A 21,561-nucleotide genomic window follows, 5' to 3' on the forward strand; every position below is an offset into this window, starting at 1 on the left:
ACCTCAATTGGATTGATAAATCCCACTTGTTCAAGCACAGGAAAATTCCGATACTCTATCCTTTTAACGGCGGAACCCGGGTTGCCTACTGCAATGTTCAGCATACCTCTCGCAAGCCCATTCTGTATATTTTATCGTACCGGGCTCACACCTTACCCCAGCTCTCTGAACGCATCAAATATACGTACTCTTCTTGCTCATCGATTTCATCTATTGAAGTTACTTGTGATTATAAATTATATTCTTATAGTTGTAAAGCACAATTTATTCATTATCCTATATGAACCTTTCTCTCTAATTCTTGTAAAAACAATTCTCTTTTTTCTCCATTTAGAACATATACTGACTTTAATACTTCTTGTAATAATATATTTCTCTGCCGCTTATCTACTTGTAATTCTTTCACTTTTATTCTTACTTCATATAAAAAATCAAGATACGTTTCATATGTCTCATCATATTTATTTGCGATATCGTCACGAATTTTTTTCGCCAATTTCGGGCTTGCTCCTCCTGTAGAAACAGCTACATTAAGCAAACCACGATGAAACGCTGCTGGAAAATGAACATTCCCACTTTCCGGATTCGTAATAACATTTACCAATTGATTTACCGAGGCATCTTCAGCAATTTGTTCATTTAGTACCGAATTGCTAGTCGCTGCAACTACTAAAAAAGCATCTTTAATATCACTTTTCTCATACTCTCTTTGATACCAACGAATTTGCTTTTCTTCTACAAGTTTCACTAAATTTGCTTCTAATTCTGTACTTACCACAACAATATCCGCACCTTGTTTTAGTAAAGGAATAATTTTAAACCCTGCTACTTTCCCTCCACCAATGACAACAACACGTTTCTTATCAACTCGCACTGTAAGTGGATACATATTGATCTCCCTTCAATATTTCCTCTGTTTTCTGAATTAACATCTCTCGAAACGCTACATTCTTTCCTAAATATGGACTTATTTTTATCTCTTCCGACTCATATTGACGCACTTCTTTCTCAACATGTTTCATGAGTAAGCCTGTAAATAATAAGTAAGGTAACACAACAATGTTCCGTTCTTTTTGTTCTACAATTTCTTTCAACTTCTCATCAAACTTCGGCTCTGCAGCTGCTAAATAACAAACTTCCACCTCTTTAATGTTCTCTTCTTTTTGAAATAAAGAAGAAATCCAATTTATGTCTTGTAAAGTTTCCGGATCACTACTCCCTCTTGCAACAAGCAAAAGTGTTACTTCTTCTTCATAGTCTTGAATGCCACTTCCGTTATATACCGCTTTTACAAGCACTTCTGATACACCAAATGGATTACCATACACTATTTTGATATCCGGATATTCCTCGTTTAACTTTCGTAATTCAAGCGGAATATCTTTCTTTACATGTCCTGCCGCTAATAAAAAAACAGGAATAGCGACAATCTCTGTAGCACCACGCTTCACACATGTACGAAATCCTTCTTCAATAGAAGGACTCGCTAGCTCTAAAAAACAAATTTCTTGAATATTTGCCTCTACACGGTTCATACATGACGTAATAAATGCAACGGCTTCTTCTTTTGCTGCTTTCAAACGGCTTCCATGACATATATATAATACAGCCTTCATTTTACAATACTCCGCTTACTGGATATGCATTTTCCGCTTGTTTCTCAAACCAATGTATCTTTTCTCTAAAACGGACAACTTCTCCAATAACAATCATACTCGGATTTTGAATTTGTTCTTTTTTAGCAACATCTACAATTGTTCCTAACGTCGCTGTAACAGTACGCTGCATAGATGTCGTTCCCCACTCAATAATAGCGGCAGGTGTGCTTTGATCTTTTCCATGTTTTATTAGTTGTTCACATATGTAAGGTAAATTACTAACCCCCATATAGACCGCTAATGTATCTACACCTTTCGCTAAACTTTCCCACTTCACTTCCTCTTCAGCCCCTTCTTTCCGGTGCCCTGTCACAACAGCAAAACTTGCACTTGCATCGCGATGCGTTACTGGAATACCAGCGTAAGCAGGAGCGGCTATACCAGCTGAAATACCAGGAATAATTTCAAATGGGATACTTTGCTTTGCTAACGCTTCGGCTTCTTCTCCACCTCTTCCAAATACAAATGGATCCCCGCCCTTTAGTCTCGTTACAACTTTTCCTTTCTTCGCATATTTAATAAGAAATGTGTTAATTGTCTCTTGCTTCATCGTGTGATAATTCGGGAGTTTCCCGCAATAAATTAAATCCGCTTCAGGCTTTGCGTATGAAAGCAACTCTTTATTCACGAGGCGGTCGTATAAAATAACATCTGCCTTCTCGATACATTTCAACCCTTTAACAGTGATTAAATCCGGATCGCCAGGACCCGCTCCAACGATATAAACCTTCCCCATCATCTCTCCTCATTTCTACTATTAAAGTGAAACTTCCATCCTTTTATATGAATGGAAGTTAGAATACTTTCGTATTACAATGTTATTTACTCATGAACAACAAATGCCGCACCTTTTCGAATCTTCTTTTTTTCAAACAAAGAAATCTCCTTTACTTCTGGCAACGGTAAAAAATGCTTTTCAAGCTCAATCTCCGCAAGCTTAAATGCCTGTTCTTCACTTTGAGCAACAACGACTATTGGAACAACACTATTCGCTATTACAGCTTCAAATCGATATAAATCCATATTGTCCCTCCTAAGACGCTATTACTTCTTCTAATACACGATTTAGTACAATTTGTAATTCTTCCACTCCAACACGTCCTACGAAATCATAAAACGTTTCGGCTAGTAATTTATTCTTTTGGAAATAACTTAAAAAGGACACGAGAACATCCGGCAAATCTTCTCCATCTATTTTCCCTTTTAATTTTTCGTTATATGCTCCTCCGTCTAATAGCGTTCCGCCCACATATATTTCAAACGCCTCAACGATTCCCTTTTCCTTCGTTTTCAGTTTTATCCCTTGCAAACCAATATCAGCAATTTGACGTTGACCACAGGAATTCGGGCATCCTACCATATGAATTCGAACTGGAACATCGAGTGCAATTTGTGTATCTAAGTACTCTGCGATTTTGCGTAATCTTTCTTTCGTTTCTACTAATGCAAGATTGCAATACTCAATACCAGTACATGAAACCGCATGACCAATAAATGATTTCGGATTTGCAGAAATTGCTTCAAACAAAGGTTCACTTAATAATCCTGCAACATTTTTTGGCGGAACATTCTGAATAATGAAGTTTTGTGAGTTACAAGTACGAATTTGCCCGTTTCCATATTGCTTTGCAATTCTAGCAATCTCAAACATTTCCTCTGCATGTAAACGCCCTACTGGTACATTAAAGCCGACATACTTTAATCCTTCTTGTTTTTGATCTTGAACACCATAAAAGTATCCTGCATTCCAGCCTTTGAGAGCACTTTCCCCTTTACTTTGCAATGGGCCTGTGTATGCTACTAGTTTCTCTTTAAATTTCTCAGCGCCCCAGTCAGCGACAAGAAATTTCAAGCGTGCTAAGTGGCGTTTTTCACGATATCCAAAATCACGGAATATAGTAGCAATTGCAATCGATACTGCCTTCACTTCTTCTGGTAAAACGAATACATCTAATTCTTCCGCTAAGTACGGACGAGCTGATAAGCCTCCACCTACTTTTATGTGAAAACCAACTTTTTTCTCACCATCTATTTCTTTCGTAGCAGGTGTAAATGCCACACAGTTAATCTCTGCATTTGCTGAATTATAAATGTTAGAACTAATAGACATTTTAAATTTACGTGGTAGATTAGAAAACTCTTCATTATGTTGGAAGTAATCGTATATTTCTTTAACAATCGATGTTGTATCAAATAGTTCATTCGCATCAATTCCAGCAAGTGGATTACCTGTAATATTACGCGTAATATCACCGCATGCCCCCGCTGAAGATAAACCAACTCTCGCTAACCTTTTAAAAATATCCGGAATTTGCCCAATTTCTAACCAATGAAACTGAATCGCCTGTCTTGTCGTAATATCTAAGACATCACGCCCATAATCTTCAGCGATGGAAGCTAGCACCTCTGCCTGCGCATTTGTAATAATCCCAGAAGGAATATTGACACGCATCATAAAATAGCCCGCTTCTTTCGGTCGTTGCAAATACAATCCCGCCCATTTAAAGGCGTCCCACTCTTCTTTCGGAATAGATTCAAATCCATTCTCCGCATAGTAAGGAATATCATTAAAGATTTCTAATCCGTCTTTCTCTAATTTCTTTTTCTCTGTTTGATTTAATTTTTCAGTATTAGCCCACACTTTTTCATAACTCATCTTTTATCCCCCTATATGAAACTACGCTCTTGTAAGTACTTCACAATTTGTTCTGCACATTCTTCAATAGAATACTTGTGCGTTTCTACAATTAATTCTTCTCGTTCTGGTTCCTCATACGGTGAATCAATGCCCGTAAACTGCTTAATATCACCTTGTCTCGCTTTTTTATAAAGTCCTTTCGGATCACGTTTCTCACATTCTTCAATCGGACACTTCACAAAGACTTCAATAAATTCATTTGCTGCCAAAAGGTCTCTAACTTGTTTACGATCTATTCGATATGGCGAAATAAACGCTGTAAGGACAACTGTTCCTTCATCTACAAACAACTTCGCCACTTCACCAATACGCCTTATATTTTCCATACGTTCACTTTCAGAAAAACCTAAATCCTTATTTAAACCGTGACGAATGTTATCCCCATCTAATACATAGTTTCCGATATTGTTTTCAAATAGTTTCCGAGCCACCGCATTTGCTACTGTTGATTTACCCGAAGCTGATAAGCCTGTAAACCAAATTACAAAACTATGATGACCATTCTTCACTCTTCTCTCTTCCTTTGAAACAGACGCTGCATGCCAAGTAATATTTGTATCCATCTCGTTCTCTCCCTATTCTGTTACTGCTTCTTTCTTCAAACCTTTAATTAACACTTCCACTACTTCTTTACGGCTAAATGCACTTGGTGGAATCTCTCCATTTCGTAACATTTCTCTTACTTTCGTACCTGACAAAATAACATGGTCCGCTTTCTCGTGTGGGCACGTTTTTGTCGAAGCCATCGCCTCACATTTAACGCAATAAAAACTATGTTCAAAAAATAGCGGCGTAATTCCTAACTCTTCCACCGTAAAGTCAGTAAAGATTTCCTGCGCTTCATATGTTCCGTAATAATTTCCCACTCCAGCGTGATCCCGCCCTACAATAAAATGTGTACAGCCGAAATTTTTTCTTACAAGCGCATGAAATATCGCTTCACGTGGTCCTGCATAACGCATCGCTGCGGGAAATACCCCTAAAAAAACGCGATCTTTTGGATAATAATTTTGCAGTAATACTTCATAACTTTCCATCCTTACATCAGCTGGAATATCATCTGATTTCGTTTCACCAACGAGCGGGTTTAAAAAGAGACCATCTACAATTTCAAGTGCAGATTTTTGAATATATTCATGTGCACGATGTACAGGATTGCGTGTTTGGAAACCAACTACTGTTTTCCATCCCCGTTTTTTAAATTCTTCTCTTGTTTCGATTGGATCTAAATAATAAGAAGCAAACTGATTATTTTCAGAGCGTTGTATTAGAATAATAGCTCCTCCAACGTAAACGTTCGGTCGATCGTACAATTTTTTCACACCTGGATGAGCCTCATCCGTCGTTTTATACACGAGTAACGCTTCTTTTTCTTTATCCGGTACAAAAATATCTTCTATTTGAATAACACCATATACAGTTCCATCTTTAACCAGTTTTACTTCTTCTCCAATTTTCAATCTATCCGCTTCTTCTTCTGTTACTGGTAATGCAATCGGTATACTCCAAACACTACCGTTTACTAAGCGCAGTGTTTCTACAACTGAGTCATAATCTCTCTTCCCTAAAAATCCTGTAAGTGGACTATATCCCCCTATCGCCAGAAGTTCTAAATCACTAAGCGCAATTTTGTCTAGCTCAATTTCTTTTACAATATTCGATATGTCATATGTTTCATCAATACGGTTTACTAATTTATTTGTTGTACTCATCTTTTTATATCCCCTCTTAGCTTTATTTCAAAATTTATCTTATTGAAAATGAAGTCCGCATTCTGTCTTCATTTTCCCAGCCCATCTTCCATCTCTTGAGTCGCCACCATCTCCTACAGGCAATGTACATTTTTCACACCCAATACTTGGATAGCCAACATCATGTAGCGGATTATACGGCAAACTATGTTTGTATACATATCGCCAAACTTCTTTCCAAGTCCAATGAATGAGCGGACAAATTTTAATAGACCGAAAACGATGATCTTGATTCACAAATTTTGTATGCTTACGCGTTTCTGATTGTTCCCTTCTAAGGCCTGATATCCACGCTTTTTCGGCTGCTAATGATTTTTCTAGCGGCAAAATTTTTCTGATCTTACAACAGAGATTCGGATTACTTTCCCATAATTTTTCTCCATGAAGCTTTGCCTGTTCTTCAAGTGTAAGTGCTGGCTGTTTTTCTATAATATTTAATGAAGGAAATCTCTCTCGTACCTTTTTAATTAATTCGTACGTTTCTTGAAAATGAACATTTGTATCTAAAAATACAACTTTAGCAGATGGATTTACTTGGTTTATAAGATGTAATAAAACCATCCCTTCCACTCCAAAGCTACATGCATATACAATTTCACCTTTATATTCTTTATAAGCCCAACTTAATACTGATAGCGCGCCTTTCGTTTCATCTTCTTCTGAAAATGAAATACCATTTTCTTCCCACGTTTCATACGTCAACATGTTTTTTCCCCCTGTAAAAGCAAAAAGACGGTTTTAATCTATAAAATAGATTAAAACCGCCTCTAGTTTTTCTAGTCAGCGCTTTTTACTTTAAACGGACCTTTTCACTTTTCTCTAATTGAATCACTTTTCCATCTTGCACCACAATTGTAATTGAACCATATTTCATATCAGCAAGCATCGTTTGAATTTTGTCGGACACTTCATCAAAATGTTCCCGTACGCTCACGCAAACAGCCCCCCTTTTTATTCATAAAAAAAATCTTTCCCATTTCGAAAAGACTGTTCGGTAATATATTTTACCTTATCTTTCAAAATGGATTCCATTTTGCTGGATTTAGCACCTTGCTTTCTATAAGCAGGTTGCCGAGCTTCGTAGGGCCAGTTCCCTCAGCTTCTCTTGATAAGCTTTGTATTTGTATTTTATCACAATTCTGATTTTTTTCAATCCTAGTTTTCCGATATATTTTAATTATTTTGTTTTATAAAAAAGGAATTGCCCATCTGAACAACTCCTTTTTTCATATTTAAACAAGTTCTTTAATACGTATGCGATCGTTCCCAATAATATTTTCATATGTTTCACGTTCTACAACAATTTGTGATGTTCCGCCTTTTGCAAAGACTACAGCCGGTCTACGAATACGATTATAATTATTAGCCATCGAGTACCCATATGCCCCTGTACAAGAAATCGCTAGTAAATCAGAAGAAGCAACTTTAGGAAGATTAATATCCCAAATCAGCATATCTCCACTTTCACAACATTTCCCAGCAATCGAAACAAGTTCCTCATTTTCATCATTCCCTCGATTCGCCAACATCGCCTCATAACGTGCTCCATATAGAGCCGGCCTTAAATTATCTGTCATCCCACCATCGACTGAAACATATTTTCTTATGCCTGGAATCTCTTTCACCGCTCCGACTGTATAAATTGTTGTTCCCGCATCCCCTACAATACTACGCCCTGGCTCAATCCATATTTCAGGAAGCGGATATTCACATAATGTAAACTGCTCTCTCACCGTACTTGTTACAGCGTGCACATACGTTTCAAGTGTTAACGGTGTATCAGACTCCGTATAACGTATACCGAAACCTCCGCCGACATTTAATACTTTCACCACATAGTTTGTTCGCTCTCTCACTTCTTCTAAAAATTGACGTAGTACTTCAATTGCTCGAACAAAACCAGCCGTTTCGAATATTTGTGATCCGATGTGCGAGTGAATTCCTAGCACATTATAATTTGATTTTTGCAAAGCTAGCTCAATTGCTTGCATCGCTTGACCATTTGAAACACCAAATCCAAACTTCGAATCCTCTTGACCTGTTGTTATATATTCGTGTGTATGTGCCTCTACTCCAGGCGTTACACGGATTAATATGTTCACAAATTTCCCATGTTGCACTGCTAAATCATGTAAAATTTCTAATTCTAAGAAATTATCTACCACAAAACAACCAATATTTGCCTGAAGAGCCATAATCATTTCTTCTTCTGTTTTATTATTTCCGTGAAAATGAATGCGCGAAGCCGGAAATCCTGCTTGGAGTGCAGTATATAATTCTCCTCCAGAGACAACGTCTAAAGACATATTTTCTTCACGAGCTACTCGGCACATCTCCATGCACAAGAACGCCTTGCTAGCATATGCTACTTGATAAGAGAAACCACTTTCTTTAAAAGCACGATGAAACGCACGACATTTTCCTCGAATAGACTCTTCATCGTATACATAAAGTGGTGTTCCGTATTGTTTTGCTAGTTGCGTCGTATCGCACCCTCCAATTTCTAAGTGTCCTTGCCCATTGATTCGGCTTGTGCCGTGTAAATACATTTGAATTCCTCCCTTATTTCCTCTAAAACTCATAACCCCAATCTTCTATTCATTGCAGCACGTTTTTAGATAGACAAAAAACGCGCGGAACAATGTTCACACGCGTTTCTTATTAGGAAAAATATATATTGAAAAAATAAACAAGTTGTTATCTTCTCAAAATAAGAAACCGCATCAACATCTCCAAATAGCTCTCCATAAAATAAATATTATGACAGTACTACATTTATTCAATGCAGTCCCAATATATGAATAACGTGGTCATTCTTATATTTCGGCAATAGTCCCTTTCAACCTATGATCACAGATTCCACTAAATCTCCCATAGCTTACTCTTTCCTATCGCGGCCTCTACCTTTGAGAGTAGATGAGGTAAGTCTATTTAATTTTCAAACATCTAATTGTTGCTATTAACAATACCAAAGGACCATTTTATTTGTCAAACAATTTTTTATATTGTTTTTTTACAATTTAATTTCGTATCATTTGGTAAGCGCTTTATAGAAATTTTTGTAACAGTCCATTCTCCTTCTTCATTGTTAAACGTCATACTTATCTTCTCAAACGGCGGAAGTACTTTTCCACCTATTCCTGATTCATATTTCGTTATTTCAATTACTGCTTGAAATAAATATGTACCGCTATAAAGTTTTTTTAGACTAATAATTTTGGGACAATCAAACGGTTTTAATTTTCCATATTGTTTCTCAATCGCTTCATTCATTTTTGGAAATAACACAGAATAAAGAGCATCTTCCATGAGCGGTGCATCATATTGTGCTACTGATACACTCGGTGAAACAAAAAGCATAAAACTAATGCATACTATAAAATATAATAATTTCCGCATCATAACCTCCGTATCATTACGCGATACTTTCCATGTTTAACGAATGATAATAATCATACATAGAAATTCCATTTTATTGTCTCCCACTTCGCTTTTTCTACTCAATTGTTGCAAAAAAAGCCCACAACTCTCCTTTATTTTCGTATAATGATACTCATAGTATAATAATCATAATAATAAAGGACTGTTCGTATATATATAGTGAGACGATTTTCAAACAAACTCACAGGAACTGTCATACTTTTAAGAGAGGAGTATATTATGCTACAACATCTGTTTCCAAAATTACGATTTGCACTCGTTGCAGTCGTTTTATTATGGATTAAAACATATATTGTGTACAAGCTAGCATTTGATATTAAAATTGATAATTTCTTTGAAGAATTTATGCTTTTTATTAATCCACTAGCTTCATTACTTTTATTTTTCGGTTTAGCTTTACTTGCATCTAAGTACCGAAACCGAATTATTATTGGAATTAGTTTTATACTGTCATTTATTTTATTTGGAAATGCAATGTTTTACGGGTTCTATAACGATTTTGTTACTTTTCCTGTTTTATTCCAAACAAATAATATGGCTGACTTAGGAACGAGCATTAAAGAGCTCTTTACGTACAAGACATTACTTTTATTTGCAGATGCAATTATTTTAATGTTTATTTCACGTAAATTCCCATCATTTTGTGACAGGACGCCACTTTCTCGTTCTGAGAAACGGACTTTCTTTAGTGGTGTAACAGCGCTATTGGCACTGCAAATTACTGTTTCAGTTATTTATAAACCACAAATGTTCTCACGCTCATTTGATCGTCAAACTGTCGTGAAAAACTTAGGTTTATACACATATCATCTATTCGATATTACACTTCAATCTAAATCTTCGGCTGAACGTGTATTTGCAAGTGGCGACGGATTCTCCGAAATTAAAAATTATACTGACGCAAAAGATAAGCAAGTCGATAAAAACTTATTTGGAGCTGCAAAAGGTAAAAATGTAATTTTAATTTCAATGGAGTCTACACAAAATTTTGTTATTAATAAAAAAATAAATGGAAAAGAGATTACTCCATTTTTAAATCAGTTTATAAAAGATAGTTTTTACTTCGATAACTTCTATCATCAAACAGGACAAGGTAAAACTTCCGATGCTGAATTTATCGTTGAAAACTCACTTTATCCGTTAGACCGTGGTTCTGTATTCTTTACTCATGCAACAAATGAATATACTGCCACACCCGAACAGTTAAAGAAATACGGATATTCTTCCGCTGTCTTCCATTCAAACGATAAAACATTTTGGAATCGTGATGTAATGTATCCTGCACTTGGATATGATCGTTATTTTAATTTAAATGATTATGTAGGCACTGAACAAATGTCTGTCGGTTGGGGATTAAAAGATAAAGAGTTCTTTGAACAATCTATTCCAAAGTTAAAATCTTTACCGCAACCGTTCTATACGAAATTTATTACTTTAACAAATCATTTTCCGTTTCTCTTAAGTCCAGAAGATCAATATGTTGATGAGTTTAATTCGGAAAGCGGTGTTCTAAACCGCTATTTCCCAACGGTTCGCTACACGGATGAAGCTCTCAAATTATTCATTAACCAATTAAAAGAAGAAGGACTATACGACAATTCCGTTATTGTCATTTATGGGGATCACTATGGCATTTCCGAAAACCATAATGCAGCTATGGCTCAGTTCCTTGGGAAAGACGCTATTACACCATTTGATTCTATGCAATTACAGCGCGTCCCCCTCATTATTCATGTACCGGGTCAAGAAGGAAAAGTTATCTCTAAAGTATCAGGACAAATTGATATTAAACCAACGCTGCTTCATTTACTTGGTATTAAAACGAATCAATCAGTTGAATTTGGAACTGACTTATTTATAAAAGAAAAAGATCCACTTATGGTAATGCGAGATGGTAGTTTTGTAACAGAGGATTATGTGTATACAAAAAATATGTGCTACAAAAGAAGCTCAGGTGAAGAGGCAGATGTAGCACTATGTCAGCCGTATATTGAAAAAGCAAAAACAGATTTAAAACTCTCTGACAAACTGATTTATGGAGATTTATTACGATTCGATGCTAACAATCGATTTAAAACTGGAACGATGACAACGAAATTTGAATAATGTAGGAAGCAACTTTGTGAAAAGTTGCTTCTTTTTTACTTACACTTCAAATCTTTCACAAATTGGGAATTTCTTTCGTATGAGAAAGAAATTTATGGTATGATAAAATAAGTAAACTTTCGTACACTAATTAAGAATTTATAACAGAAAGCAAGGGATCAGATTTTGTATAGAGCAGCTATTCCAAACTTATTTACGCTCGGAAATTTATATAGCGGATTCTTGTCAATCGGCTATGCATCTTTAGGATATTATAAATCAGCTGCTATTTTAGTACTTATCGGGATGATGTTAGATAGTCTTGATGGTCGTGTTGCTCGTTTATTACGCGTTGATTCACAAATGGGAAAAGAGCTTGATTCACTCGCAGATGTTGTAACATTTGGCGCAGCACCTGCTGTTTTAATGTATTACACATCTTTTTCCAACTACGGAATCATTGGGCTATACATAGCGGGATTATTCCCACTGTTCGGAGCATATCGCTTAGCACGATTTAATGTAACACCATCTTCTACTTCCATGAAATATTTCACTGGAGTTCCGATTACTGCAGCTGGAGGGCTTGTCGCTTTCCTAACATTATTTTCAAATACCATTCCAAAAATCGTTCTTATTACAGTATTTGTAACGTTCGCATTTTTAATGGTGAGCCGCATTCGTATCCCAAGTTTAAAAGATGTACCAATTCCACGATATAGCATAATTATTACACTATTTTTAGTTGGAAGTATTATCACAATGTACCAAACAGGTTTTGGTAATTTTTCTGTTTTCTTATTCATTGCCATTCCACTATATATTTTGTATATGCTATCTCAATTCCTTAGACAACGACCTTCTAAAAAAGCAAATAAAGAAAAATAAAAGAAACCTTCCGAAATTGGAAGGTTTCTTTTTATTTTGTAACCAATACTTTTTGATTTACAGGTGTTACAGGTTCTTCACCGTTTAATACAGCTAAAATATTTCTTACTGCCATTTCAGCCATCGCATCACGCGTTTCAAACGTTGCATTCCCTACGTGAGGCGCAAGTACCACATTCTTTAATCCTTTTAGCTCTTCTGTAATTTTCGGTTCAAATTCAAATACATCAAGAGCTGCACCTTCAATTTCATTCGTTTTCAGTGCATGAGCAAGTGCAAATTCATGCATAATTGGTCCACGTGAAGCATTTATAATATATGCTGTTTTCTTCATCATTTTAAACTGTTCTTCATCAATCATATGATGTAATTTCGGATTATAAGCACAGTTAATTGTAATAAAGTCCGCTGTTTGTAATAGTTCTTCCAATGTTACATATGTTGCTCCCAATTCACTTTCCGCTTCAGGCTTACGATTTGGCCCTGTATATAAAATATCCATTCCAAATGCTTTCGCACGCTTTGCAACTGCCTTCCCTATTTCTCCAAGGCCAATAATTCCAATTGTCTTACCGTGTACCTCGCGGCCCAAGAAAAATAATGGTGCCCAGCCGTTAAATCCAGTTGTACGACATAACGTATCCCCTTCAGGAATTCTACGTGCCGCTGCTAAAAGAAGTGCAAATGTTAATTCTGCTGTCGCTTCAGTTGATACTTTCGGTGTATTCGATACTGCAATTCCTTTTTCTCCTGCATACGTAAAATCAATATTGTCGTAACCAGCACCGTAGTTTGCAACAATCTTTAAATTAGGTGCTGCATCAATAACTTCTTTCGGCACCTTTGTAGAAAGTAAACTTAACAATGCATCTTTATCTTTTACACGCTCTGTTAATTCATCTAAAGAAATTAACTCCTCTTTATCGTACATTTCTACATCATGATCTTTTAATAGTTCTAATCCGATTTCTGGAATTTTCCCTGCAACTAATATTTTCGCCACTACTAACACCTCTTCTATACAAAATAAGATATCTCTTATATTTCATTGTAAGAAATCCACATGTAAAAACCAAGGAATTTGATTATAGTTTTGAAAATCGACACTTTTTTACCCATAAGAAAAGAGGAGATTCATCTCTCCCCTCTTCTTACGCTTTCTCTTGCGATTCTTGCCCAAGCTTTGCATCGATTGTTCCTTCTGCAACTGTATCACTAATTTGTTCCTCGATAACTGAGTTAGCTGTATTATTCGTTTCAGAAGTATAAGCTTGATCTGCCGCTTGTACGTTTTGTTTATTTTGTTGTTTCGCCATTTTCCACCCTCCTTTTCATTCTTTCTTATTTTGAACAAAAAGAGGCGTTTTCATCAAAAAATCGTGTTTTATTTTGAAATTGTTACTTCTTCTTCAAGCAATCTCATCGTTCTTACTCGTTTCGTAAATGTAGCTATGTGAGAAATATCATGATTGCGTAATGTCTTTATATTCTCTTCCACATACTTTCCTAAATCATTCGGATAATGAGCATCTGAGGATAGAGTAATCGGAACTCCATACTTAGCTAATACTTGCAAATAAAGCGGACTTGGACACATTTCGTGCACAGGATAGCGATAGTACAATCCCGCATTTATTTCTGTTGCGGTATTTGTTTCCACTAACGCACGCGCAATTTCCTTATAATAAGAAAGCTGTTCATTCTCATCTAACCGGTAATTAAATACTTTTATGTTATCAAGATGAGCTATTATATCAAAGAGCTCAGAACGAACAGCACTTTCAACTGTAGCGAAAAACGTATGATATAAAGTATGTAACTCATGCGTATCAAAATACTCTTTCGTATCTGGATTATCAAATCCCCATCCACCTATAAAATGGACCGAACCGATTACATAATCAAAGTCTCCTAGTGCTAGCAAACCTTTTAACTCTTGTTCCCCGCCGATAAAATAATCTGCTTCAATTCCAAGCTTAAGCGTTATCCCCCGTTTACTCCATCGCTCTTTTGCATCTTCAATCGCCTTTGTAAATTCAGAAATAGACGTTACTCTTACTTGATCTAACCATTCCTTCTGTAAACGACCAAGCTTTGAATGACTAATATCTACATATTTCTCATAATATCCTTGCGCCTCGCGAAAACGATATAAATGATCAACAATACCAACTTCTTTTATACCTTTTCGTAAAGCTTCTTCTAAATATAAATCAATCCATTTTGCTGTAAACGGCCCTTCCTTCACACGTTTTTGCAAACGTTCTTGCGTTTTTATAAGCCACTCCATAGAATGTTTTTCTTCTTTAAGCGGTTCATAATATTGTAGTGCTTCATTTATTTTAGCAAGCCAACCTATTGAATACGGTCCTTCTTCTAAATGAATATGATAGTCCACTTTCATACATATCCCCCCTATAATGTATCTATTTCTCTTCTGTCCCCTACTCTCGAAAGCTTTCCGTTTCGTTCTTTCACTTCCTTCATAACATCTTCTAATGATATATTTTTTTCGGCTAATAAAACAAAACAGTGATAAAATACATCAACCATTTCTTTCACTAGTTCTTCTTTATCATTATTTTTAGACGCGATAATTACTTCTGTGCACTCCTCACCAATTTTCTTTAAAATTTTATCTTCACCTTTTGAAAATAAATAATTCGTATATGATTCAGAAAGTGGATTTTTCTTTCGTTCTTCAATTGTTTCAAATAATAACTTAAGAATATCTTCCATATGTATCCCCCTATATAATTTTATAGTGAAAACACGTTTTTTCTCCCGTATGGCAAGCAGGCCCTACTTGCTTTACGACAACAACGATTGAATCTTGATCACAGTCTAAATAAAGTGATTGCACATATTGGATATTTCCCGATGTACCTCCTTTATTCCATAACGATTGTCTCGAACGGGAATAAAACCATGTTCTTTTCGTTTCCAGCGTCTTGTCATACGCTTCTTCATTCATATAAGCTAACATTAAAACTTCTTTCGTATCTTCCTCGATAACAACAGCTGGTATCAACCCTTTTGCAAAGTTAGGTTTCATAACCGCACCTCAACGTTTGCTTCTCTTAATTTTCGCTTTACATCCTGTACAGTCGCTTCACCATAATGAAAGATTGATGCTGCTAATGCTGCATCAACTGTTGTCTTTTGAAATACTTCTATAATGTGATCCACATGACCACATCCACCTGATGCGATTACTGGGACAGAGACGCTGTTTGAAATTGCTTCTGTTAAACGAAGATCATATCCGTTTTTCGTTCCATCTGCATCCATACTCGTCAACAAAATTTCTCCTGCTCCGAGCTGGGCAACGCGTCTCGCCCATTCGATTGCATCCATCCCTGTATTAAGTCTTCCGCCATTTACGTATACATTCCATTTATCTTCTGCTACTTTTCTAGCATCAATTGCTACGACAATACATTGTGAGCCAAAATGTTCTGCACCTTCCTGGATTAACTTCGGATTTCTCACTGCCGCTGAGTTTATTGAGACTTTATCCGCTCCAGCTCTTAGTAAATTGTACATTCCTCTCACATTTGAAATCCCACCGCCAACTGTGAGAGGAATGAATACTTTTGAAGCAGTTTTTTCTACAACATCTATAATCGTTTTTCGCCCTTCATGCGTCGCAGTAATATCTAAAAATACGATTTCATCTGCTCCCGCATCATTATATAGTGCGGCTATTTCAACAGGATCACCGACGTCTTGTAACCCTATAAAATTTACACCCTTTACGACCCGCCCATCTTTCACATCTAGACATGGAATAATTCGTTTCGCTAACATAGTTTTGTTACCTGTAACACTTCTTCTAAATCAATCGTTTTTTCGTAAAGTGCCTTTCCAATTATGACGCCATATATATTCATATCATTTAATCTTTTCACATCTTGAATAGATGCGACACCTCCAGATGCAATCACACGAATACCCACGCTTTTTTGCAGTAACTCCAATTGCTCAAAATTTGGTCCTGCAAGTGTCCCATCTTTTGAAATGTCCGTAAACACAATCGTTTGAACACCTAAACTTTCCATTTGCTTCGCTAAATCGATGTACGAAATTTCAGACACATCGAGCCACCCCCTTGTTGCTACGAAACCATTTTTCGCATCAATTCCAACTATGATTTTCTCCTTATATAGACGAACCGCTTCTTCTAAAAATGATTTATCGTAAAGGGCAGCCGTTCCTAATATCACTTTTTCTACACCTACTGACAACAACTTCTCCACTGCCGCGAGTGACCGAACTCCTCCTCCAACTTGCACCGGAATACGTACCGCCTTGCATATTTTTTCAATGACAGGTAAATTTACTGACTCCCCAGCAATTGCTCCATCTAAATCAACAACGTGTAGTATTTTCGCTCCAATTTTTTCAAATACTGTTGCTTGTGCGACTGGGTCTTCATTCATCACCGTTTCTTTACTAAACTCTCCTTGATACAGCCTTACGCATCGCCCTTCTTTTACATCGATAGCTGGGAAGATTTCCATGCTTCTACCACTCCTTTGAAATTTTTTAACATTTGCATTCCAATTTCACCACTTTTTTCAGGATGAAACTGTGTGCCAAATATATTTCCTTTTGCTACAAAACCAGGTACTTGCACTCCATACTCACTTGCCCCATACACAATTTCATTTGGACAATCTGCATAATAAGAGTGGACATAATATACGAAAGAACCGTCCTCTACTCCATTCCAAAGCGGTATTTCTCCATCTTTCTTCAACTCATTCCACCCAATATGTGGAATTTTATAAGGAACTTTTAACTTTCTAATGACACCTGGCAATAAATTTAATCCGTTACAGTCTTGTAGTTCCTCACTTTTTTCAAATAAAAGCTGCATTCCTAAGCAAATACCTAGAAGTGGTTTTCCTGAACTTCCAACTTCTTTTAGCACACATACTAAATCTTTTTCTTCTAAAATGTCCATCGCCTTCGGAAATGCACCTACTCCCGGTAAAATAACGCCATCACTTCTCAATATTTCTTCTTTGTCATCCGTTACGATGTACTCTGCTCTAATATATTTTAATGCTTGTTCCACACTGCGAATATTCCCCATTCCATAATCTATAATAGTAATCAATTACAACATCCCTTTCGTTGAATTTACACCAGTAATGTTGGCATTTTTATCGACTGCCTCTCTAAGCGCTCGACCAAATGCTTTAAATAGAGCTTCAATTTTGTGATGGGTATTGCTTCCGTATAAAATGCGAGCATGTAACGTAATATTTGCAGCATGGGCAACTGCTCTAAAAAATTCTTCCGTTAATTCTGTGTCAAAATCTCCAAGCTTCGGATTTGTTAATTCACCTTGAAATACAATATATGAGCGCCCGCTTATATCAATCGCGACAAATCCTAAAGATTCATCCATCGGTACATACGCTGAGCCGTAACGATTAATCCCTTCTTTATTTTGCAATGCTTCTTTCAAACAAGTTCCAAGTACAATGCCAACATCTTCAACCGTATGATGCGCATCGACGAATACATCACCTTCAGCTTCAACTTGCAAACCGAATCTTCCATGCCTAGCAAATAAAGTTAGCATATGATCAAAAAAACCAACTCCCGTTTGCACAGAAACATTCGTACTTTCATCGAGCTGCAAACTTAATTTAATCTTTGTTTCAGTCGTCTCACGTACTTGACTAGATTGGCGCATTATTCTTCCTCCTTAAACCTAATTTGGATCGCTCTTGCGTGTGCATGTAAACCTTCTTTATTTGCAAGTTCTACAATATGATGCTGTACACTTCTTAACGCTTCTTCCGTATAAGAAACGAAGCTTGATTTTTTCACAAAATCATCGACGGATAACGGAGAGAAAAACCTTGCTGTTCCACTTGTCGGTAATACGTGATTCGGCCCCGCCAAATAATCTCCGAGCGGTTCAGGTGCATATGGCCCAAGAAAAATTGATCCAGCATGCTTTACATAAGCTAGAGCATTCATTGGCTCTTTTATGTGTAACTCTAAATGTTCTGGAGCGATTTCATTTGATAAATGAAACGCCTCTTCTAAAGAAGGGACAATAAAAATTGCTCCATTTCTTTTTATTGACTCACGAGCTATTTCACTTCTTGGTAACGTCTCTAGCTGTCTTTCTATTTCTCTTTCTACTTCTTTAGCAAGCTGTACATTCGTTGTAATACAAATAGCAGTCGCTCTCACGTCATGCTCTGCTTGTGATAATAAATCAGCAGCAATATATTCGGCATTTCCTGTTTCATCTGCGATAACTACAATTTCTGATGGTCCAGCAATCATATCGATATTGACTATCCCATATACTTCTCGCTTCGCTAGAGCAACATATAAATTTCCCGGTCCAACTATTTTATCTACTTTAGGAATCGATTCCGTTCCATATGCTAGAGCAGCAATTGCTTGAGCACCACCGGCCATATAAATTTCATCTACACCTGCAAGACTTGCAGCAGCTAAAATATGCGGATCAATTCCTCCTTGCCTCGGCGGTGTTACCATTACAATTTTTTTCACTCCTGCGAGTTTTGCTGGCAATACATTCATTAATACTGATGAAGGATACGAAGCTGTCCCGCCCGGCACATATACACCTACATTTTCTAACGGCCGAATGAGCTGTCCTCTAATTACCCCTTCACTCACGCAATCGAACATAGATTGTCTTGTTTGCTTTTCGTGATACGAGACAATGTTTTTTTTTGCCTCTTCTAACGCTTCTAAAAAAGCTTGTTCTACAAACTTACTTGCTTGTTTTATTTCTTCTGCACTTACACGAAAATCTTTTATCTCTACACCATCAAACTTTTTTGTATAGAACGATACAGCTTTATCTTTACTCTCCCTTACGTTTTTAACAATTTCGCTTACACTTCTTTGAACAGTTTCTTCTATTAAATTAGCGCTTTCTCGTAGCAATTTTATTTTCGATAAAGCCTCTTGGAAATCTTCACAAACTATCTCCATTGAAAGTCCCCCTATTTCCCTGACAAAATTTCTTGTTCCATCATATTTATAATACCGAATATTTCGTCTTTTTTAGTTTTCAATGCAGCCTTATTCACAATCATTCGAGCTGATATAGAGCACATTTCCTCAAATACAATTAACCCGTTTTCTTGTAATGTTTTTCCTGTTTCAACAATATCAACAATTGCATCTGCCAAACCTAGAAGTGGAGCAATCTCTACAGATCCTTCTATTTTAATAATTTCTACATCCTCCCCTTTATCATGAAAATATGTAGAAGTAATGTGCGGATATTTCGTAGCAATTCGTTTTTTCCGATAACTCTTCGGATTATACGTAGGAATAGAAGCGACACAAAATTTACACACGCCTACTCCTAAATCCACCATCTCATATATATCTTTCTCAAATTCCATTAATATATCTTTTCCAACGACTCCAATATCAGCTACGCCATGTTCTACATAAGTAGCAACATCTACCGCTTTCACTAAAATAAATGAAATGTTTGTGTTTTTACTTTTAAACACAAGTTTTCTTCCTTTATCTTTGAGCTCCGAACAATCAATTCCAATTTTCTCAAACAGTGGAATAACATGCTTTTCTAATCTTCCTTTCGTTAACGCAATTTGAATGTTACGCATGAAGCCTCTCCTTCTTTCTGGATGATCCATTTCTCTCTCCATACATATTCCACTAGTGATTCACTCTTCGCCTCAACGACTGTCATTATTTTATTCTTGTTTGCAAATTGAAAAGTATCGTTTAAATTAGAGAATAAAGATAACTGGGCATTCTTCCCGTCCTTTTGAAGTAAATTTCGTAACCTTTCCGCTTCTGCTAATCTATTTAACTCATAATGAATCATAATATCTATTCTCTTTCGTTTATATGGTTCTTGCTGCTCTTGAAGTGCCTTAACTATTTGATTTACTTGCACCGCGAGCCCAACAGCTGGCATCATCTCTCCAAAATTTCCAATTAACTCATCATATCTTCCGCCACTAACAATCTCTTCTCCAATTTCATATATATACCCTTTGAAAATGACACCCGTATAATAATCCAAATGTTGAACCATACCTAAATCAATTGATATGTAAGAGCCATATCCTAACTGTTCAATTGTTTCATATATTTCTTTCACTCTTGCAATAGCCATTTTCATTTCATTACTTGAGGCGAGTTTTTCTGCTTCCTCAATAACATCTAAACTCCCGAATAACCTTGGTAGTTTCTCAAGTAACCTTACTGTTTCATCACACCGATCTAATTTTTTTTCTTCGATAAAATTTGAGAGACCGGCATAATTTTTACTCTCAATATATGTTCTAAGTAACCTCTCTTCTTCATCATGAATGGAGAGTTTTTTTACAATACATTTATATAACTGCACTTGCCCAATCTCAATTGTAAAAGATTGTACCTTCAATTTTTGAAGTGCTTGAATTACGCTTATGACACACTCAATTTCCGCTCTTACATTATCAATCCCGATAATTTCAATACCACTTTGTACCATTTCATTATATTTTCCAGAAAGCGACTCATTTGCCCGAAATACATTTCCACTATATGTCACTTTAAGAGGAGTGTCCCATCTCTGCGTTCCTATTACTCTAGCTAAAGGAATTGTCATATCTGGGCGTAAAACGATAATCCGCCCTTTTTCATCAAAAAATTTATACATCTTTTCTTCATCTATTGGCCTATTTTGAAATGCAAAAACATCGTAAAATTCAATTGTAGGTGTCCTTATTTCTTCATAACCTCTGCCTAAAAAGGTCCGTCTTAATTTTTGTTCCACTTCTTCAATTAACGTACATTCTTCGAATAAGTAATCCCTCGTTCCATTCGGATTTGCACGCTTCCACTTTGCCATCTCATTTCACACACCTTTCCCTCTCTAATGTATGCTCATTCCATTCACCTAAACCGAAAATAAAAAGAGCCTTGTAGAAAAAATACCTACAAGGCTCTTTAGTAGAGTGTAGGTACAACGGGAATAACCCTTGTGCCTACACGTTTTCACGTTAGG

General features: G+C 36.4%; 25 protein-coding genes, 2 riboswitches and 1 other annotated feature (1 of these 28 cut by a window edge). Of the genes, 2 read left to right on the top strand and 23 right to left on the bottom strand.

The features are described from left to right. Positions 1-210: a binding site (T-box leader), on the bottom strand; it reaches 38 nt to the left of the window's first position. A 61-nt stretch (positions 211-271) separates the two neighbouring features. From JTF23_RS02110 to JTF23_RS02160, 11 genes are all read right to left on the bottom strand, one after another. Beyond that, the gene (locus tag JTF23_RS02110; protein WP_078174440.1) at positions 272-889 is read right to left on the bottom strand and encodes an NAD(P)-binding protein; all 618 of its coding nucleotides are present in this window, start codon (positions 887-889) and stop codon (positions 272-274) included. Continuing rightward, positions 864-1,616 (bottom strand): sirohydrochlorin chelatase, encoded by a 753-nt coding sequence (locus JTF23_RS02115; protein ID WP_002158650.1) that lies wholly within the window; start codon positions 1,614-1,616, stop codon positions 864-866. The genes JTF23_RS02110 and JTF23_RS02115 overlap by 26 nt, the downstream gene beginning before the upstream one ends. Before the next feature lies 1 nt (position 1,617). After that, positions 1,618-2,394 (bottom strand): uroporphyrinogen-III C-methyltransferase, encoded by a 777-nt coding sequence (cobA, locus tag JTF23_RS02120; protein ID WP_204207977.1) that lies wholly within the window; start codon positions 2,392-2,394, stop codon positions 1,618-1,620. Positions 2,395-2,480: 86 nt separating this feature from the next. Next, positions 2,481-2,681, bottom strand: a complete 201-nt coding sequence (locus JTF23_RS02125) for a DUF3906 family protein (protein WP_002158652.1) — start codon at positions 2,679-2,681, stop codon at positions 2,481-2,483. A 10-nt stretch (positions 2,682-2,691) separates the two neighbouring features. Further along, positions 2,692-4,314, bottom strand: a complete 1,623-nt coding sequence (locus JTF23_RS02130) for a nitrite/sulfite reductase (RefSeq protein ID WP_204207978.1) — start codon at positions 4,312-4,314, stop codon at positions 2,692-2,694. Between the two features lie 11 nt (positions 4,315-4,325). Then, a complete protein-coding gene (gene cysC / locus JTF23_RS02135) occupies positions 4,326-4,919 on the bottom strand; it encodes an adenylyl-sulfate kinase (RefSeq protein ID WP_204207979.1) in 594 nt (197 codons plus the stop codon). Between the two features lie 12 nt (positions 4,920-4,931). After that, positions 4,932-6,068, bottom strand: coding sequence for a sulfate adenylyltransferase (gene sat, locus JTF23_RS02140; protein WP_002158655.1), 1,137 nt, complete (start codon positions 6,066-6,068; stop codon positions 4,932-4,934). 39 nt (positions 6,069-6,107) lie between these two features. Continuing rightward, the gene (locus JTF23_RS02145; RefSeq protein WP_002158656.1) at positions 6,108-6,812 is read right to left on the bottom strand and encodes a phosphoadenylyl-sulfate reductase; all 705 of its coding nucleotides are present in this window, start codon (positions 6,810-6,812) and stop codon (positions 6,108-6,110) included. Positions 6,813-6,897: 85 nt separating this feature from the next. Further along, the gene (locus JTF23_RS02150) at positions 6,898-7,041 is read right to left on the bottom strand and encodes a YezD family protein (RefSeq protein ID WP_204207980.1); all 144 of its coding nucleotides are present in this window, start codon (positions 7,039-7,041) and stop codon (positions 6,898-6,900) included. A gap of 72 nt (positions 7,042-7,113) precedes the next feature. Further along, positions 7,114-7,222, bottom strand: a riboswitch (SAM riboswitch). Between the two features lie 117 nt (positions 7,223-7,339). Continuing rightward, a complete protein-coding gene (lysA, locus tag JTF23_RS02155; RefSeq protein WP_002158657.1) occupies positions 7,340-8,656 on the bottom strand; it encodes a diaminopimelate decarboxylase in 1,317 nt (438 codons plus the stop codon). A gap of 180 nt (positions 8,657-8,836) precedes the next feature. Further along, positions 8,837-9,018: riboswitch (Lysine riboswitch) on the bottom strand. Positions 9,019-9,107: 89 nt separating this feature from the next. Continuing rightward, on the bottom strand, positions 9,108-9,506 hold the full coding sequence (locus JTF23_RS02160) for a DUF3888 domain-containing protein (protein ID WP_002158658.1): 399 nt from the start codon (positions 9,504-9,506) through the stop codon (positions 9,108-9,110). 261 nt (positions 9,507-9,767) lie between these two features. Here JTF23_RS02160 and JTF23_RS02165 point away from each other — a divergent pair, with 261 nt between their 5' ends. Both JTF23_RS02165 and pssA read left to right on the top strand, forming a co-directional pair. Further along, positions 9,768-11,654 (top strand): LTA synthase family protein, encoded by a 1,887-nt coding sequence (locus JTF23_RS02165; protein ID WP_204207981.1) that lies wholly within the window; start codon positions 9,768-9,770, stop codon positions 11,652-11,654. Between the two features lie 165 nt (positions 11,655-11,819). Further along, the gene (gene pssA, locus JTF23_RS02170; RefSeq protein WP_002158661.1) at positions 11,820-12,521 is read left to right on the top strand and encodes a CDP-diacylglycerol--serine O-phosphatidyltransferase; all 702 of its coding nucleotides are present in this window, start codon (positions 11,820-11,822) and stop codon (positions 12,519-12,521) included. Between the two features lie 31 nt (positions 12,522-12,552). On the opposite strand, the gene JTF23_RS02175 is transcribed toward pssA, so the two are convergent. The 12 genes from JTF23_RS02175 to JTF23_RS02230 all read right to left on the bottom strand — a co-directional run bounded on the left by JTF23_RS02175 (position 12,553) and on the right by JTF23_RS02230 (position 21,405). Continuing rightward, positions 12,553-13,524: an NAD(P)-dependent oxidoreductase gene (locus JTF23_RS02175; RefSeq protein WP_002201194.1), complete on the bottom strand. Its 972-nt coding sequence runs from the start codon at positions 13,522-13,524 to the stop codon at positions 12,553-12,555. Positions 13,525-13,672: 148 nt separating this feature from the next. Then, the gene (locus JTF23_RS02180; protein WP_002158663.1) at positions 13,673-13,837 is read right to left on the bottom strand and encodes a YozQ family protein; all 165 of its coding nucleotides are present in this window, start codon (positions 13,835-13,837) and stop codon (positions 13,673-13,675) included. A 68-nt stretch (positions 13,838-13,905) separates the two neighbouring features. Beyond that, the gene (locus JTF23_RS02185) at positions 13,906-14,925 is read right to left on the bottom strand and encodes a histidinol phosphate phosphatase domain-containing protein (RefSeq protein ID WP_204207982.1); all 1,020 of its coding nucleotides are present in this window, start codon (positions 14,923-14,925) and stop codon (positions 13,906-13,908) included. 11 nt (positions 14,926-14,936) lie between these two features. Beyond that, the gene (hisE, locus tag JTF23_RS02190; protein WP_002158665.1) at positions 14,937-15,260 is read right to left on the bottom strand and encodes a phosphoribosyl-ATP diphosphatase; all 324 of its coding nucleotides are present in this window, start codon (positions 15,258-15,260) and stop codon (positions 14,937-14,939) included. 10 nt (positions 15,261-15,270) lie between these two features. Then, on the bottom strand, positions 15,271-15,576 hold the full coding sequence (gene hisI / locus JTF23_RS02195) for a phosphoribosyl-AMP cyclohydrolase (RefSeq protein ID WP_002158666.1): 306 nt from the start codon (positions 15,574-15,576) through the stop codon (positions 15,271-15,273). Continuing rightward, on the bottom strand, positions 15,573-16,331 hold the full coding sequence (gene hisF / locus JTF23_RS02200; protein ID WP_016104289.1) for an imidazole glycerol phosphate synthase subunit HisF: 759 nt from the start codon (positions 16,329-16,331) through the stop codon (positions 15,573-15,575). The genes hisI and hisF overlap by 4 nt, the downstream gene beginning before the upstream one ends. Then, positions 16,325-17,044 carry a 1-(5-phosphoribosyl)-5-[(5-phosphoribosylamino)methylideneamino]imidazole-4-carboxamide isomerase gene (gene hisA, locus JTF23_RS02205; protein ID WP_002158668.1) on the bottom strand — a complete coding sequence of 240 codons (720 nt, stop codon included), beginning with the start codon at positions 17,042-17,044 and terminating at the stop codon, positions 16,325-16,327. The genes hisF and hisA overlap by 7 nt, the downstream gene beginning before the upstream one ends. Continuing rightward, complete coding sequence (gene hisH / locus JTF23_RS02210; RefSeq protein ID WP_078179578.1) at positions 17,017-17,646, bottom strand: imidazole glycerol phosphate synthase subunit HisH; 630 nt, start codon at positions 17,644-17,646, stop codon at positions 17,017-17,019. The genes hisA and hisH overlap by 28 nt, the downstream gene beginning before the upstream one ends. Further along, positions 17,647-18,231: an imidazoleglycerol-phosphate dehydratase HisB gene (gene hisB / locus JTF23_RS02215; protein WP_002158670.1), complete on the bottom strand. Its 585-nt coding sequence runs from the start codon at positions 18,229-18,231 to the stop codon at positions 17,647-17,649. It lies immediately after the preceding gene. After that, complete coding sequence (hisD, locus tag JTF23_RS02220) at positions 18,231-19,520, bottom strand: histidinol dehydrogenase (RefSeq protein WP_204207983.1); 1,290 nt, start codon at positions 19,518-19,520, stop codon at positions 18,231-18,233. The genes hisB and hisD overlap by 1 nt, the downstream gene beginning before the upstream one ends. An 11-nt stretch (positions 19,521-19,531) precedes the next feature. After that, positions 19,532-20,167: an ATP phosphoribosyltransferase gene (gene hisG / locus JTF23_RS02225; RefSeq protein WP_002158672.1), complete on the bottom strand. Its 636-nt coding sequence runs from the start codon at positions 20,165-20,167 to the stop codon at positions 19,532-19,534. Next, entirely contained in the window at positions 20,143-21,405 is a 1,263-nt protein-coding gene (locus JTF23_RS02230; protein ID WP_204207984.1) for an ATP phosphoribosyltransferase regulatory subunit, read from the bottom strand. The genes hisG and JTF23_RS02230 overlap by 25 nt, the downstream gene beginning before the upstream one ends. Between the last annotated feature and the right edge of the window lie 156 nt (positions 21,406-21,561).

Source organism: Bacillus sp. RIT 809 (assembly GCF_016892495.1).
Lineage (GTDB): Bacteria > Bacillota > Bacilli > Bacillales > Bacillaceae_G > Bacillus_A > Bacillus_A cereus_U.

Coding starts and splice junctions, on each gene's coding strand:
- JTF23_RS02110 (WP_078174440.1), bottom strand. CDS start 889: ATGTATCCACTTACAGTGCGAGTTGATAAGAAACGTGTTGTTGTCATT.
- JTF23_RS02115 (WP_002158650.1), bottom strand. CDS start 1,616: ATGAAGGCTGTATTATATATATGTCATGGAAGCCGTTTGAAAGCAGCA.
- cobA (WP_204207977.1), bottom strand. CDS start 2,394: ATGGGGAAGGTTTATATCGTTGGAGCGGGTCCTGGCGATCCGGATTTA.
- JTF23_RS02125 (WP_002158652.1), bottom strand. CDS start 2,681: ATGGATTTATATCGATTTGAAGCTGTAATAGCGAATAGTGTTGTTCCA.
- JTF23_RS02130 (WP_204207978.1), bottom strand. CDS start 4,314: ATGAGTTATGAAAAAGTGTGGGCTAATACTGAAAAATTAAATCAAACA.
- cysC (WP_204207979.1), bottom strand. CDS start 4,919: ATGGATACAAATATTACTTGGCATGCAGCGTCTGTTTCAAAGGAAGAG.
- sat (WP_002158655.1), bottom strand. CDS start 6,068: ATGAGTACAACAAATAAATTAGTAAACCGTATTGATGAAACATATGAC.
- JTF23_RS02145 (WP_002158656.1), bottom strand. CDS start 6,812: ATGTTGACGTATGAAACGTGGGAAGAAAATGGTATTTCATTTTCAGAA.
- lysA (WP_002158657.1), bottom strand. CDS start 8,656: ATGTATTTACACGGCACAAGCCGAATCAATGGGCAAGGACACTTAGAA.
- JTF23_RS02160 (WP_002158658.1), bottom strand. CDS start 9,506: ATGCGGAAATTATTATATTTTATAGTATGCATTAGTTTTATGCTTTTT.
- JTF23_RS02165 (WP_204207981.1), top strand. CDS start 9,768: ATGCTACAACATCTGTTTCCAAAATTACGATTTGCACTCGTTGCAGTC.
- JTF23_RS02180 (WP_002158663.1), bottom strand. CDS start 13,837: ATGGCGAAACAACAAAATAAACAAAACGTACAAGCGGCAGATCAAGCT.
- JTF23_RS02185 (WP_204207982.1), bottom strand. CDS start 14,925: ATGAAAGTGGACTATCATATTCATTTAGAAGAAGGACCGTATTCAATA.
- hisE (WP_002158665.1), bottom strand. CDS start 15,260: ATGGAAGATATTCTTAAGTTATTATTTGAAACAATTGAAGAACGAAAG.
- hisI (WP_002158666.1), bottom strand. CDS start 15,576: ATGAAACCTAACTTTGCAAAAGGGTTGATACCAGCTGTTGTTATCGAG.
- hisF (WP_016104289.1), bottom strand. CDS start 16,331: ATGTTAGCGAAACGAATTATTCCATGTCTAGATGTGAAAGATGGGCGG.
- hisA (WP_002158668.1), bottom strand. CDS start 17,044: ATGGAAATCTTCCCAGCTATCGATGTAAAAGAAGGGCGATGCGTAAGG.
- hisB (WP_002158670.1), bottom strand. CDS start 18,231: ATGCGCCAATCTAGTCAAGTACGTGAGACGACTGAAACAAAGATTAAA.
- hisD (WP_204207983.1), bottom strand. CDS start 19,520: ATGGAGATAGTTTGTGAAGATTTCCAAGAGGCTTTATCGAAAATAAAA.
- hisG (WP_002158672.1), bottom strand. CDS start 20,167: ATGCGTAACATTCAAATTGCGTTAACGAAAGGAAGATTAGAAAAGCAT.
- JTF23_RS02230 (WP_204207984.1), bottom strand. CDS start 21,405: ATGGCAAAGTGGAAGCGTGCAAATCCGAATGGAACGAGGGATTACTTA.